We start from the raw sequence: 14,303 nt of genomic DNA, 5'->3' as shown, positions 1-14,303 counted from the left end.
CGCAGCGACGGACTACTGGTAGGAGTAGAAGCCGGCTTCGGCGATACGGCGGCGCTCCTCGGCGCTGACGTCGACATCGGCGGGTGACAGCAGGAAGACCTTGGTGGCGACCTTGTCGAACGAGCCACGCAGGGCGAAGGCCAGACCAGCCGCGAAGTCGACGAGACGCTTGGCGTCGGCGTTGTCCATCGACACCAGATCCATGATCACCGGGGTGCCGTCGCGGAACCGCTCGCCGATGGTGCGGGCCTCGCTGTAATCCTTGGGACGCAGCGTCGTGATCTTCGAAAGCGGGCTACCGGCCTCGAACAACTCGGCCATGCGGCGCGGATCCATCGCGAGCGCGCCGCGGGTGGAACCCCGCATCGCACCCAGTCGCGGCGCGGGGCGGTCGAATTCACGCGGACCGCGCATCCGGGGCTCGAACCGGGCCTCGTCGGGATAACCGCCCCGGTAGGCCGGCCCCTCGTCGTACTCGCGGGCCTCGTAGCCGTAGGCGTCTTCTTCGAAACGCTCTTCGCGAGGCCGGCGGGTGTAGCCGCCGCGGGCGACGCCGCGATCGTCGTCCTCGTAGTACTCGTCGTCGTAATCCTCCATCGGTGCCATACCGAAGTAGGCCTTGACCTTATGCAGTGTGCTCATCGCGGCGACCCTTCTGCTGACCGTGGAAGTTCTGATGTCTGTGATGAAGATGTGACTGGAGTGACTACTGGGGGTGACGTTAGCGGCCGCCGACCCATTAACGCGGTACCGACACGCACACACGTCGATCCGTGTTTGACGGCGACTTCGAGGTCGCCGGACATGCCGGCCGACAGCTCCAGCCGCTGCCGGTAGTCGCGCTGAACCCGCTCCCGTTCCGCTGCGAGCCGCGCGAACGCCTCCTCCGGATCGGCGTCCAACGGCGGGATTCCCATCAACCCGACGAACTGCAATCCGTCCGTCGCATGCGCGGCCGCGCACAGTTCGTCGACGAGTTCGGGATCGTTCACGTCCACGCCGCCCCGTTCGGTGTCACCGTCGAGGCTTATCTGTAGGTAGATGCGCAGCGGCTGGGTGCGGACGCCGTCGGCAAGCGCCTCCCCCGCGGCCCGGTCCAGCGCGGTGATGAGGCGCGCGCTGTCGACCGAGTGCGCGGCATATGCCCACGCGGCGACCGCGCGCGCCTTGTTCCGCTGGATGCGGCCCACCATGTGCCAGCGAATTGGCGTTTCGGGCAATTCGGCACGCACCGCCTTTATTTTATTCGCGGCTTCCTGTTCGCGGGATTCACCAAAAGCGAGGCAACCTAATTGGTTGAGAATAAGAATGTCGGTGGCCGGAAAGAATTTCGTCACCGGAAGTAATTCGATTTCATTGACGCGCCGGCCCGCCGATTCCGCCGCACGCGCCAGGCGAGCCCGCGCGGCACCGAGCGCGGCAGTCAGTTCGGCCGTCCGGTCGGCATCACGCTGACGCTGCGCGGTACTCATCGAGAACTCGATTCCAGCCACACCAGACAGGCCAGGCGGCCGGTCGGAGCGTCTCGGCGGTGGCTGAACAGATTGGGGTCGTCAACTGTGCACCGCGGATCGACATCGATCGCCTTCACACCCAAAGCCGTTAATTGCCGGGCAATTCCAGCCCGCAGGTCCAAACCGGGCGTACCCCGCGATGTCGTGGTGCGGCTGCCGGGAAGCGCGGCCTCGACCTCGGCGGCCATATCCTCGGGAACTTCGTAATTGCGTCCGCTCACCGCGGGGCCGAGCAGCACCGAGATGTCTTCGACATGCGCACCCGCGGCCAGCATCGCCTCGAGAGTGCGGGCCACGATGCCTTTCTGTGCGCCGACCCGGCCGGCATGGGCGGCCGCGACCACACCCGCGCGCGCATCGGCCATTAATACCGGGACACAATCGGCGGTTACCACCGCCAAAGCCAAACCGGGAGTGGCGGTCACCAATGCGTCGGTTTTATCGACCGCGGCGGCCTGCGGACCGTCGACCGTGACCACCCGGTCGCTGTGCACCTGATTCATCCACACGACGCCGTCTGCGCCGATGGCCGAAGCCAACCGCTTACGGTTGGCGGCCACGGCGGCCGGATCGTCACCGACGTGGTCGCCGAGATTGAACGAATCGAAGGGCGGCGCTGACACGCCGCCGGCGCGGGTGGTGGTCACGCGCCGTACACGAAGACTCACGATTCCAGTATCCGGACCCGCTGCCGGCGCCCGGCTCAGTGCCGCATGAACGGCGGCACGTCGACATCGTCGTCGGCGATGCCTCCGTCGTTTCCGTCGCCGCCGATACTGACGGTCGCGCCGTTGGTGTGCGCCGGGACGCTCACCGCATCCGTCGGCTCGAACAGCGACGTGGTGACCTTGCCCGCCCGGCCCGACGCGATCGGCTGGGTCTGGGCCTGGCTCGGCCCGACGACCGGCTTACGGCTCGGCCCGGTGGTGTCGAACCCGGCCGCGATGACGGTGACTCTGACCTCATCGCCGAGTGAGTCGTCGATCACCGTGCCGAAGATGATGTTGGCCTCGGGATGCGCGGCGTCCTGCACGAGCGATGCCGCCTCGTTGATCTCGAACAGGCCGAGGTCGCTGCCGCCCGCGACCGAGAGCAGCACGCCCTGCGCGCCCTCCATCGAGGCTTCCAGCAGCGGTGAATTGATCGCGATCTCGGCGGCCTTGAGCGCACGCCCGTCGCCGCGGGCCGAGCCGATGCCCATGAGCGCCGTACCCGCGCCGCTCATGACGCCCTTGACGTCGGCGAAGTCGACGTTGATCAGGCCGGGCGTGGTGATCAGGTCGGTGATGCCCTGAACGCCGTTGAGCAGCACCTCATCCGCGCTGCGGAAGGCGTCCATGAGCGACACCGCGGCATCGCCCATCTGCAACAGCCGGTCGTTGGGGATGACGATGAGGGTGTCGCAGCTCTCGCGCAGCGCGGTGATACCGGCTTCGGCCTGGTTGGAGCGGCGCTTTCCCTCGAACGAGAACGGCCGCGTCACCACGCCGACGGTCAGCGCACCGAGCTTGCGCGCGATGGTCGCGACCACCGGTGCACCGCCGGTGCCGGTGCCGCCGCCTTCGCCTGCCGTGACGAACACCATGTCGGCGCCGCGCAGCAGCTCCTCGATGTCGTCCTTGGCATCCTCGGCCGCCTTGCGACCGACCTCGGGATCGGCGCCCGCGCCAAGCCCACGGGTGGAATCGCGGCCGACATCGAGCTTGACGTCGGCATCGCTCATCAACAGCGCCTGGGCGTCGGTATTGATCGCGATGAACTCGACGCCCTTCAGGCCCTGTTCGATCATCCGGTTGACGGCGTTGACGCCGCCGCCGCCGATACCAACCACCTTGATTACCGCTAGGTAGTTATGCGGGGGGGTCATGGATCGTCTTCCTCCCTGGTTGCCGTTATTGGGCGCCGAACCCCTCTCCTGCAAACTCTCAACCTCAACCATAGGCTTAGAGTTATGTCAAGTAGTTCTGCGCAAACAGAACGGTAGGGGGACAACGGGACCTATCGCGGCAGGCGCGCCGACGCGTCGCGCGGCAATTTCGGAGAATGCGTCCGAAATCACTTGACGGTCGGCAGGTCCGGACTCGAGACGTCGTACGTGCGACCGGGCTGGGTCAACAGCGCCGCGAGCTTCAGCGCCTTCTCCTTGGTGCGGTCGGTCGTCCCCCACACCACGACCCGACCATCGGTGAGCGTCAACGTGATCGACGCGACCGACGGTGCGGCGACCCGGCCGACCTGGCCGACGACCTCCGGAGGCAACGCCAACATCACCTCAAGCGCGGCCTGGGTCGCGGGATCGTTGGGACCGGGGTTGTCGGCATCGAGATACGGCAGTGCCGGCGGCGGGGGTTCGGTCGCGAAGTCGACACCGTCCCGGTCGAACAGGTGCGGACCGTCCGGATAGTCCTTGACCACGACGGGCACCCGCTCGACGACGGTGATCCGCAATGTCGACGGATACTCCCGCTGCACGCGGGCGGTCGCGACACGGCGGATGGTCGCCACCCGTTCGGCCACCGCATCGGTGTTGATCTGCAACAGCGGTGTGCCGGGCACCACCGCGGCCGCCGCGAGCACCTCCTCCTGAGGCAACGCAGCCAAACCGGAAACCACCACATTGCGGGCGGACATGATCGGCGTGAAGTACAAGACCAGGCCGAGCGCCACCGCCAGCACGCTGGCCAGAGCCGTCCACAGGAGCACCTTGAGGCCTCGAATCGTACCTCTGGCAAGGGTTTTCGGTGCCTCGGCCGATGATCCGTCGACGCGGCGCTTGGCTTCGCGGCGCGCCTGTTCGATCGCGATGGCGCGATCGCGGGCGGCCCGGCGCTCGGCGCGCTCGCGGCGCGCCCGCCGTCGCGGCCCCTCATAGTCCTCCGAGGCGGCAGGCGGCATCGTCGATTCGGCCTGCGCGTGCTCGGGCTCTGCCGGATTCGATTCGGCGGCAGTGCTTTCGGGGCCGGCCTGGGGACCCGGCTCGGTCACGACGAACCCGTCCCCGACCGTCCAGGGGCGCTGCGGTTGGCCTTGATCTGCAATTCGGTCAAGATCTCGCTGCCCAGCATCGTCACGTCGCCCGCCCCCATGGTGAGCACGACATCACCCGACCGGGCCGACGCCGCCACCGACGCGGCAACCGCCGAGAAATCCGGCACATAGGTCACCGGGACGGTGACGTGCTCGGCGACCGTGGCGCCGCTGATCCCGGGCATCGGCTGTTCGCGCGCGCCGTATACGTCGAGCACGAAGACCTCGTCGGCCGTGCTCAACGCGGCGCCGAAGTCACGCGCGAATGTCGCTGTGCGCGAATACAAATGCGGTTGGAACGCCACGATCGACCGTCCACCGGCCTGATCGGCGACCATGCGGGCCGCCTCCAGCGTCGCCCGGACCTCGGTGGGATGGTGCGCGTAGTCGTCGAAAACCCGAACCCCGCCGACCGAACCGACCAGCTCGAAACGCCTACGGACGCCTTCGAATCCGGCCAACCCGTCGAGCACGACCTCGGCAGGCGCGCCGACCTGGACTGCGGCGAGCACCGCCGCGAGGGCATTGAGCGCCATGTGCCTGCCGGGTACCGCGAGCCGGATGGCCCGTGGATGCGGCTCACCAGCAAGCTGGATGTGTGCCACCGCGCCGGTGCCCTGCTGGTCCCAACTCAGCAGTGTCCCGGCCAGGTTCTCGCCGGTACTGCCGTAGCGCAGCACCCGGATCCCGAGCGCTTCGGTGCGATCGGCGAGCGCGGCCGCGCCTGGATCATCGGTGCAAGCGACGAGCGCGCCGCCGGGTGCGATCCGTTCGACGAACGAGTCGAAGACCGCGGTATAGGCCGCCTCACTGCCGAAGAAGTCCAGATGGTCGGCCTCGATGTTGGTCACCACCGCGATATCCGGCGTGTACTCGAGCAGTGAGCCGTCGCTTTCGTCGGCCTCGGCCACGAAACACCGGCCGCTGCCGTGATGGGCGTTGGTGCCGGCCTCCCCCAGATCCCCGCCGACCGCGAACGACGGGTCGAAACCGCTGTGCTGCAACGCCACGATGAGCATCGACGTCGTGGTCGTCTTGCCGTGGGTCCCGGTCACCATGAGCGTGGTGTACCCGACCATCAGCTTGGCCAGCACCACCGGCCGCAGGATGACGGGGATGCCGCGCCGCCGGGCCTCGACCAGTTCGGGATTGGTCTTGGGTATCGCAGCATGCGTCGTGACGACCGCGGTCGGCCCGCCGGGCAACAGGTCGAGTGACGACGCGTCATGGCCGATCCGGATCTCGGCACCCCTGGCACGCAGCGCCACCACGCTGCGTGACTCTTTGGCGTCGGATCCCGACACCAGGCCGCCGCGGTCGAGCAGGATCCGCGCGACACCCGACATCCCGGCACCGCCGATGCCGACCATGTGCACGCGCTCGAGCTCGGGCGGTAGTGAATTGGCGTTCACTGCGCCCTCTTTCGTTCGGCCCGTGCCACATCCAGCACGACCTCGGCCACGCGCCGGGCCGCATCGGGATGACCCGAGAGAGCCGCGGCCGCCGTCATCGCCGAGAGTTTGGCGTCGTCGGTGAGCAGGCTGACCACGGTGTCGGCGACGAAGCTTCCGGTGAGATCGGCGTCGTAGACGACGATGCCGCCGCCCGCCGAAACCACCGGGCCCGCATTGAGGCGCTGCTCACCGTTGCCGATGGGCAGCGGCACATAGATCGCGGGCAGGCCGACCGCGGTGACCTCGGCGACCGTCATCGCGCCGGACCGGCAGATCGCCAGATCGGCTGCGGCATAGGCCAGGTCCATGCGGTCCAGGTATGGCACCGCGACGTAGGGGGGTGCGTCGGCCTGTGGCGTTGGCAGCTGCAGCGTGTTCTTCGGGCCGTGCGCGTGCAGCACCGAAATGCCGGCCGCCGCAAGCTTTTCGGCCGCGGCCGACACTGCGCGGTTGATCGACTGTGCACCTTGCGAACCGCCGAACACCAACAACACCTTGGCGTCCTCGGCGAAACCGAAGAACGCGCGGGCCTCGGCGCGCAGGGCCTTGCGGTCCAACGATGTGATCGCGGCCCGCACCGGCACCCCGACCACCTCGACGTCGCGTAGACCGGGATCGGGCACCGCGGAGAGCACCCGGCGGGCCGACCGCGCGCCGACCCGGTTGGCCAGTCCGGCACTCGCGTTGGCCTCGTGGATCACGACCGGCACCGCGCGTCGCCGCCGCGCGATGCCGCCCCTGGCCGCCAGATAGGCAGGCAACGCGACGTAGCCGCCGAACCCCACCACCACGTCGGCCTCGACGTTCGACAACACCGACCGGGTCTGGCGGATCGCCGTGCGCACGCGCAGCGGGAGGCGCACCAGATCTCCGGACGGCTTGCGTGGCAGCGGTACGGGCGTGATCAGCTCAAGGTCATAACCGCGCTGTGGGACGAGCCGGGTCTCCAGCCCGCGCTGCGTACCGAGGGCGGTGATCCGCACAGCGGGGTCGAGTGCGCGCAGCGCATCGGCCACCGCCATCGCCGGCTCGACGTGACCTGCGGTCCCGCCGCCGGCCAGCACGACCGATATCCCCCGAGAACCCTCGCTCACCCGTGACGTTGACCTTCCAGTGTGCGGGCCCGACGGCCCTGGTTTCGCTGGCCAGAACCATATCGGACCGACGATCTACCGGCCGCCACCGGCGGCTGCCCGCCGGTGCGCGCCCGGCGCGCCGGGTTCGTCTTGCGCCTGGCGGTTGCCTTGGCCGGGTTGGCGGCCTTCGCGGCCTTGCGGTCGGGCCTGCGCTCCGCTTTGCGCGGCGGCTTGGCCGCTGTGCGGGCCGATTTCGACCGCAGCCGGTCGCGCACGGCCTCCAGGCGGGTGGGCACATAGGGTTCGGGAAGGGGCAGCCGCAGCAGCCGGTTCATCCGGTCGTCGCGTCCGGCCCGAAGCGCCGCGACCGCATCCGGTTCGTGGCGGGCCGCGTTGGTGATCAGGCCCATCATCAGCAGCGTCGTGGCCTGCGACGATCCGCCGGCCGAGATCAGCGGCAGCTGCAGCCCGGTGACGGGAAGCAGACCCACGACGTAGCCGACGTTGATGAACATCTGGCCCACCACCCACAGCGTGGTGGTCGCGGCGAGCAGCCGCAGGAACGGATCGGCCGAGCGGCGCGCGATGCGCATGCCCGTATAGGCGAACAGGCCGAACAGGGCCAGCAGGCCGAGCGCGCCGATGAGACCGAGTTCCTCACCGATGATCGCGAAGATGAAGTCGTTGTGCGCGTTGGGCAGGTAGTTCCACTTGGCGGTGCCCTGGCCGAGCCCGTCGCCGAAGATCCCGCCGTTGGCGAGCGCGAACCGGGCCTGGCGCGCCTGGTAGCCCGAGCCCTGCGCGTCGGCGCCCGGGTTCAGCCACGACTGCACGCGGTCGGACCGGTAGCCCTCGGACACCGCGAGTATCGCGGCCGACACCATGACCGCGAGCATCGAGGACAGGAACACCCGCAGCGGCAGACCGGCGTACCAGAGCAGGCCGAGCAGGATGATGCCCAGCGACACCGTCTGCCCGAGGTCGGGCTGGGCCACGATGAGCGCGAGCGCGATCACCGCGGCGGGCACGAGCGGAATGAGCATCTCGCGCAACGACGCGCGTTCGAGCCGGCGCGCGGCCAGCAGGTGCGCACCCCAGATCGCGAAGGCGATCTTGGCCAGCTCCGAGGGCTGCATCGAGAAACCGGCGACGACGAACCAGCCGCGAGAACCGTTGGCCACCTTGCCGATTCCTGGAATGAGCACGAGGATGAGCAACACGATGGTGAGCGCGAAGCCGGGGAACGCCAGCCGGCGCAAGGTCTTGACCGGCATCCGCAGCGCGACGTAGAACGCCACCAGGCCGATCGCCGTCCACAACACCTGGCGGCCGAACACCGCCCACGGCGAACCGTCGGCGTCGTAGGAGTACACGCCCGACGCCGAGAGCACCATGATCAGCCCGAGCGTGGTGAGCAGTGCGGTGACGGCGATGATGAGGTGAAACGACGTCATCGGCCGGCCGAGCCAGGCGCCGAACCGCGTGCGCGGCAGTTTCGCCGCAGCGGCGGCCTCCGAGGCCCCCTGCGCCGGCGCGGCGGCCGCAGCGCCTTTCACGTCACCCTCGGTTCCGCCGCCACGACGGCGCAACCGGGTGAGGATCCCGCCCACGACTACCCGATCGCGGCGCGGACGGCTGCGGCGAAGGCGTCGCCGCGCTGACCGTAGCCGCTGAACTGATCGAAGGATGCGCCTGCGGGTGCCAGCAACACGGTGTCGCCCGGGCTTGCCAGCTCACGGGCGGCCCCGACGGCGGCCGCCATGACCGCATCGGAGACCGACCGGCCCCCAACTTCGATCACACGAGTCACATGAACATCATTCGACTCAGTTGACTCATTGGTCTCAAGCACCCCAGAATCCTCCCCCGTCACAAGCTCTACGACGGGGACATCCGGGGCGTGTCGCGATAACGCCTCGGCAACCAAATACCGATCGCGCCCGATCAGTACGGCGCCTGCCAGCCGATTCGCCACCTGACGTACCAGCTCATCGACCGAAGCGCCCTTCAGCAAGCCCCCGGCGATCCACACCACCCGCTCATAGGCGGTGATGGACGCCTGCGCGGCGTGCGGGTTGGTCGCCTTGGAGTCGTCGACGTAGCGCACGCCGTCGCCCACCCCGACGACCTCGGCGCGATGCGCGCCTACCTGGAACGACGCGAGTGCGGCCGCGATCGACTGCGGCGCGACGCCGACCGCCCGGGCCAGCGCGGCTGCGGCAAGCGCATTGAGCACACCGACCGGGCCGGCCACACCCATCGAACCCGTGTCAGCCAACTCGACGCCGTCGCCGAAGGCCCGGTCGACGAGCTTGCCTGCCCGCACGCCGAGTTCGCCCGCGGCAGGCTCACCGAGCCGGAAACCGACGTGCACCGGGGCCGCGGCCGTGGCAAGAAGACCGGCCGCGACCGGGTCGTCGAGGCCGGCCACGGCGACGCGGCCGTCGAGCACCCTGGCCTTGTCGTGCGCGTAGGCGTCCATCGAACCGTGCCAGTCCAGGTGGTCCTCGGCGACATTGAGCACCACGCCCGCCTCCGGGCGCAGCGACGGCGCCCAGTGGAGTTGAAAGCTCGAGAGCTCGACGGCCAGCAACTCCGCGGGCCGGTCGAGCACCGCGAGCACCGGCTCACCGATGTTGCCGCACAACAGGCTTCGCCGCCCGTCGGCCACCAGCATGTCGTGCAGCATGGACGTGGTCGTGGTCTTGCCGTTGGTCCCGGTGACCACGAGCCAGCGCCGCGGCGTGCCGAACCGGCCCGCCGCGTCCAGCCGCCAGGCCAGCTCGACATCGCCCCAGATCGGCACCCCGGCCGCCGCGGCGGCGGCCGGCACCGGTGCACTCGGCGCGAAACCCGGGCTCGTCACGACCAGCACGAAGTCGGAGATCCGCTCGACGGCGCCCGCGGGATCCATCACCGCCACGCCTTGCTGCGCCAACGCCGTCAGCGCCGTCGGGCTGTCGTCGGTGAGTGTCGCGGCCACGCCAAGCGGCGCCAGTGCCGCCAGAACCGCGCGACCGGTGATGCCGGCGCCGGTGACGAGCACCGGCGCACCCGTCGTCAGCGGAGCCAGATCCGATTCGGACACGTCAGGCCCCGACGGCGGTGAGCCACTCGCTGTAGAACAGGGCCACGCCGAGACCGCAGGCGATCGCCGTCAGCAGCCAGAACCGGATGATGACGGTGGTCTCGGCCCAGCCGACCAACTCGAAGTGATGGTGGAACGGCGCCATCCGGAACACCCGGCGGCCCGTCGTGCGAAACGCCATGATCTGCACCACCACCGAGGTCACCTCGGCCACGAACAGCGCGCCGAGGACCACCGCGAGGATCTCGGTCCGGCTCGTCACCGACAGGCCCGCGATGATGCCGCCCAGCGCCAGCGAGCCGGTGTCGCCCATGAAGATCTTGGCAGGCGCGGCGTTCCACCACAGGAACCCGATGCACGCGCCCGCCGTCGCGGCCGCGACTAGCGCCAGGTCCAGCGGATCGCGCACGTTGTAACAGCCGAGGCCAGGCGCCGTCGCGCACGCGTTGCGGTACTGCCAGAACGTGATCAGCACATAGGCCGCACACACCATCGCCATCGCCCCCGCGGCGAGCCCGTCGAGCCCGTCGGTGAAATTCACGGCGTTGGACCAGGCGCTGACGATCACCACGCAGAAGATCACGAAGAGCCAGGGCGCCAGCGTGACGGTCGCGATCTCGCGCACGTACGACAGCTCGGCGCTGCCCGGGGTGAGGCCGTCGCCGTTGCGGAACTGCAGCGCCAGCACGCCGAACAGCACCGCGGCGACCAACTGCCCGACCGTCTTCGCGGTCTTGTTCAAGCCGAGGTTGCGCGACCGGCGCAGCTTGATCAGGTCGTCGATGAAACCGACCAGGCCGAGCGCGGTGGCCAGCCCCAGCACGAGCAGACCCGAGGCCGACGGCCCCTCGCCGCCGAGTGCCACACCCACGAGATGCGTGCCCAGATAGGCGGCCCAGATGCCAGCGACGATCGCCACGCCACCCATCGAGGGCGTGCCGCGCTTCTTGGCGTGGCTGGGCGGGCCGTCCTCGCGGATCTCGTGGCCGAGGCCCTGCTTGGTGAACAGCCGGATCAGTGCAGGCGTCAGCAGGATCGACACCGTCAGCGCGATGCCGACGGCGATGAGGATCAGTTTCATATGGCGGCGTCCCCGACGGGCCCGGCGACCAGCGTCTCGGCCAATGCGCCGAGACCGACCGAGTTGGATGCCTTCACCAGCACCACGTCCCCGGGCTGCAGTTCATCCTGCAGCAGAGCCAATGCGGCGTCGGCGTCGGCGACCATGGTGGACTCGGACCCCCACGAACCCTCCATCACCGCGCCGTGGTGCATGGCGTTCATAGTCCTCCCGGATCCCACGACGAGTAATCGAGAGACATCTAAGCGCACCGCGAACCGGCCGATCGCGTCGTGCTCGGATATCGCGTCGTCGCCGAGTTCGGCCATCTCGCCCAGCACCGCCCAGCTGCGCCGCTTCCCGCCGCCCTCGCCTGCGCTTTCCCGAGCCATCCAGGCCAATGCCTTGAGCCCGGCCCGCATCGAGTCGGGGTTGGCGTTGTATGCGTCGTTGATGATCGTCACGCCGTCGCCGCGCGTGCTCACCTGCATGCGGCGCCGCGACACCGGACCGGCGGCCGACAGCGCCGCGGCCACCTGCGGCAGCGTCGCGCCGCATTCCAGCGCGACCGCCGCCGCACACAGCGCGTTCGACACCTGATGATCACCGTGCACCGCGAGTTCGATGTCGGCCTGCGCGTGCGCGGTATGCAGCGTGAACCGCGGCCTGGCGAGTGCGTCGAGCGTGACCGGGCCGGCCCACACATCGGCACCCGGTGACCGCGACACTCGGACCACGCGTGCCGCGGTCTCCTCGGCCATCGCCGCGACCGCGGTGTCGTCGGCGTTGAGGACCACCACGCCCGATGGGCCGACGGCCTGCGGCAGTTCGGCTTTCGTCTTCGCGATGGCCTCGCGCGATCCGAACTCGCCGAGATGCGCGGTGCCCACGTTGAGCACGACCGCGATCGACGGCGGGGCGATCGCGGCCAGGGCCGCGATGTTGCCGCGATGCCGGGCCGACATCTCCAGGATCAGGAAGTCGGTGTCGGTGGTCGCGCGCAACACCGTCCACGGATGGCCGAGCTCGTTGTTGAACGAGCCGGGCGGCGCAATCACCTCACCCAGCGGGGCCAGCACGGCCGCCAGCAGGTCCTTGGTCGAGGTCTTGCCCGACGATCCGGTGACCCCGATGATCGTCAACCCACCGGCCACCAACTCGGCGGCCACCGCGGCGGCCAGCCGACCGAGCGCGGCCAGTACCGCCGCACCCGAACCGTCGGTGTCGTACTCCAGAGCGCCGGAACCGGAATCGGTGGCGCCGGGCTCGGGCCGGACCACGATCGCGGGCACCCCGACCGGTCGAGCGGCCAGCACCGCGACGGCACCGGCAGCCACCGCGGACGCGGCGAAATCGTGGCCATCCGAGCGGGCGCCCGGCAACGCCAGGAACAGACCGCCGGAGCCGACCGCACGGGAGTCGAATTCGACGGTGCCGGTGACTCGCGTCGCCGCGGCCTGCTCGGGGGTGATGTCGGCCAGTTCACCGCCGACGATCTCGGCGATTCTGGCGATCGTCATCTCGATCACGCGCGTGACTCCAATGCCTCCAGTGCTGCGGCCAACTCGTCGCGGTCGTCGAACGGCCTTGTCTGTCCGCCGGCGGTCTGCCCGGACTCATGACCTTTACCCGCAATCAGCACGATGTCCCCGGGCCCGGCCCACGCCACGGCGTAATCGATGGCTTCCCGGCGGTCGCCCACTTCGACCACCTTCGCATTTCCCTCGGCAGCCACCGCCCCGGCCATGATCGCCGCACGGATCGCCGCCGGGTCCTCGTCGCGGGGGTTGTCGTCGGTGACGACGACGAGATCGGCCAGTTCAGCCGCAACCCGCCCCATGGGCTCGCGCTTGCCCGCATCGCGGTTACCGCCTGCGCCGAACACCACTGCGATCCGGTGGGTCGCCGCGCTCGTCCGTAACGTTTGCAGCACCGCCTGCAGCGCGCCCGGCTTGTGCGCGTAGTCGACAAGCGCCAGAAAGTCCTGTCCCCGGTCGATCGGCTGGAGCCGGCCCGGGACCGTGGCCGAATGCAGACCGGGCGCGGCCTGTTCGGGTGACACCCCGACGGCGTCGAGCAGTGCGAGCGCCAGAGCGGCGTTCGCGACGTTGTAGCGGCCGGGCAGCCCGATCCCCACCTGGTGATGCACACCTGCCGGATCGGCCACCGTGAACTCCTGCGCGCCCGGGCCCGCGACGGCGATCTCCTGCACGCACCAGTCCGCGTTCGCGCCTTCCGTGCTCACCGTCACGGGGTTTTCGGCACGGGCGGCCATCGCGGCCCCGGCCTCGTCGTCGACGCAGATCACCGACAGCGCCGCGTGATTCGGCGACTGCGGATCGAACAGCCGGGCCTTGGCCTCGAAGTAATCGTCCATCGTGGGATGGAAGTCGAGGTGGTCGCGCGACAGGTTGGTGAACCCGCCGACGGCGAATCCGATGCCGTCGACACGGCCGAGCGTCAACGCGTGGCTGGACACCTCCATCACCGCGGTGTCGACCCCCTCCTCGACCATCACCGCCAGCAGCGCCTGCAGATCGGGAGCCTCCGGCGTCGTCAGCGCGCTCGGTACCGCCCGCCCGTCGATCCGCACGCCGACGGTGCCGATCAGTCCCGCCACCCGGCCCGCCGCGCGCAACCCGGCCTCCACGAGGTAGGTGGTCGTGGTCTTGCCCGACGTACCCGTCACGCCGATGACCCGCAGCCGGTCCGCGGGCCGTCCGTACACGCGCGCCGCCAACTCGCCGAGAACCGACCGCGGATCCGGATGAACCAGGACCGGCACGTCGAGTCGGCCCGCCAACTGCGCGGCCCCGTCCGGATCGGTCACCACGGCCGCGGCACCGCCCGCGACGGCATCCGCGGCGTACCGGGCGCCGTGCGCCGACGAACCCGGCAGCGCGGCGAACAAATCCCCCCGCACCGCGTCCTGACCACGCAGGGTCACCCCGGTCACGAGTATGTCGGGAAGCGCCGAACCGGCAGCGGGGACAGCCCCGACCGCAGCGGCCAGCGGCACGAGATGATGGCCGACGGGACGGCTCGGACGCAGCTTCATGGCCATGCAACAGTACCCATCGGCGG

The 14,303-nt window shown here is 69.6% G+C and carries 12 protein-coding genes; all 12 read right to left on the bottom strand.

The window, feature by feature from the left end; genetic code table 11:
• Positions 1–12: 12 nt before the first annotated feature.
• Positions 13–642 carry a cell division protein SepF gene (locus ACOI2T_RS14130; protein ID WP_067855517.1) on the bottom strand — a complete coding sequence of 210 codons (630 nt, stop codon included), beginning with the start codon at positions 640–642 and terminating at the stop codon, positions 13–15.
• Positions 639–1,472, bottom strand: coding sequence for a YggS family pyridoxal phosphate-dependent enzyme (locus tag ACOI2T_RS14125; protein ID WP_409501658.1), 834 nt, complete (start codon positions 1,470–1,472; stop codon positions 639–641). The genes ACOI2T_RS14130 and ACOI2T_RS14125 overlap by 4 nt, the downstream gene beginning before the upstream one ends.
• The gene (gene pgeF / locus ACOI2T_RS14120) at positions 1,469–2,182 is read right to left on the bottom strand and encodes a peptidoglycan editing factor PgeF (RefSeq protein ID WP_409501657.1); all 714 of its coding nucleotides are present in this window, start codon (positions 2,180–2,182) and stop codon (positions 1,469–1,471) included. Before pgeF ends, ACOI2T_RS14125 begins: the two co-directional genes overlap by 4 nt.
• Positions 2,183–2,217: 35 nt before the next feature.
• Entirely contained in the window at positions 2,218–3,381 is a 1,164-nt protein-coding gene (gene ftsZ / locus ACOI2T_RS14115) for a cell division protein FtsZ (protein ID WP_067855507.1), read from the bottom strand.
• Between the two features lie 188 nt (positions 3,382–3,569).
• Positions 3,570–4,499 (bottom strand): cell division protein FtsQ/DivIB, encoded by a 930-nt coding sequence (locus ACOI2T_RS14110; protein WP_409501656.1) that lies wholly within the window; start codon positions 4,497–4,499, stop codon positions 3,570–3,572.
• Entirely contained in the window at positions 4,496–5,953 is a 1,458-nt protein-coding gene (gene murC / locus ACOI2T_RS14105; RefSeq protein ID WP_067855501.1) for a UDP-N-acetylmuramate--L-alanine ligase, read from the bottom strand. Before murC ends, ACOI2T_RS14110 begins: the two co-directional genes overlap by 4 nt.
• A complete protein-coding gene (murG, locus tag ACOI2T_RS14100; protein WP_421877301.1) occupies positions 5,950–7,017 on the bottom strand; it encodes an undecaprenyldiphospho-muramoylpentapeptide beta-N-acetylglucosaminyltransferase in 1,068 nt (355 codons plus the stop codon). The genes murC and murG overlap by 4 nt, the downstream gene beginning before the upstream one ends.
• A 68-nt stretch (positions 7,018–7,085) precedes the next feature.
• Positions 7,086–8,681: a putative lipid II flippase FtsW gene (gene ftsW / locus ACOI2T_RS14095; RefSeq protein ID WP_409501655.1), complete on the bottom strand. Its 1,596-nt coding sequence runs from the start codon at positions 8,679–8,681 to the stop codon at positions 7,086–7,088.
• Between the two features lie 2 nt (positions 8,682–8,683).
• Positions 8,684–10,159, bottom strand: a complete 1,476-nt coding sequence (gene murD, locus ACOI2T_RS14090; protein ID WP_409501654.1) for a UDP-N-acetylmuramoyl-L-alanine--D-glutamate ligase — start codon at positions 10,157–10,159, stop codon at positions 8,684–8,686.
• Between the two features lies 1 nt (position 10,160).
• The gene (gene mraY, locus ACOI2T_RS14085; RefSeq protein ID WP_067855488.1) at positions 10,161–11,240 is read right to left on the bottom strand and encodes a phospho-N-acetylmuramoyl-pentapeptide-transferase; all 1,080 of its coding nucleotides are present in this window, start codon (positions 11,238–11,240) and stop codon (positions 10,161–10,163) included.
• A complete protein-coding gene (locus ACOI2T_RS14080; RefSeq protein WP_409501653.1) occupies positions 11,237–12,748 on the bottom strand; it encodes a UDP-N-acetylmuramoyl-tripeptide--D-alanyl-D-alanine ligase in 1,512 nt (503 codons plus the stop codon). Before ACOI2T_RS14080 ends, mraY begins: the two co-directional genes overlap by 4 nt.
• Complete coding sequence (locus ACOI2T_RS14075) at positions 12,745–14,283, bottom strand: UDP-N-acetylmuramoyl-L-alanyl-D-glutamate--2,6-diaminopimelate ligase (RefSeq protein ID WP_409501652.1); 1,539 nt, start codon at positions 14,281–14,283, stop codon at positions 12,745–12,747. The genes ACOI2T_RS14080 and ACOI2T_RS14075 overlap by 4 nt, the downstream gene beginning before the upstream one ends.
• Between the last annotated feature and the right edge of the window lie 20 nt (positions 14,284–14,303).

Origin of the sequence: Mycolicibacterium wolinskyi str. Jessa 2025 (assembly GCF_049241375.1) — a bacterium.
GTDB classification, from domain to species: Bacteria; Actinomycetota; Actinomycetes; order Mycobacteriales; family Mycobacteriaceae; genus Mycobacterium; species Mycobacterium wolinskyi.
Note: the sequence above shows the minus strand (reverse complement) of the source record. Positions and strands in the feature narration are given on the sequence as shown.

Coding starts and splice junctions, on each gene's coding strand:
- ACOI2T_RS14125 (WP_409501658.1), bottom strand. CDS start 1,472: ATGAGTACCGCGCAGCGTCAGCGTGATGCCGACCGGACGGCCGAACTG.
- ACOI2T_RS14130 (WP_067855517.1), bottom strand. CDS start 642: ATGAGCACACTGCATAAGGTCAAGGCCTACTTCGGTATGGCACCGATG.
- ACOI2T_RS14075 (WP_409501652.1), bottom strand. CDS start 14,283: ATGGCCATGAAGCTGCGTCCGAGCCGTCCCGTCGGCCATCATCTCGTG.
- ftsZ (WP_067855507.1), bottom strand. CDS start 3,381: ATGACCCCCCCGCATAACTACCTAGCGGTAATCAAGGTGGTTGGTATC.
- murG (WP_421877301.1), bottom strand. CDS start 7,017: ATGGCGGTGGCCGATGCGCTGCGCGCACTCGACCCCGCTGTGCGGATC.
- mraY (WP_067855488.1), bottom strand. CDS start 11,240: ATGAAACTGATCCTCATCGCCGTCGGCATCGCGCTGACGGTGTCGATC.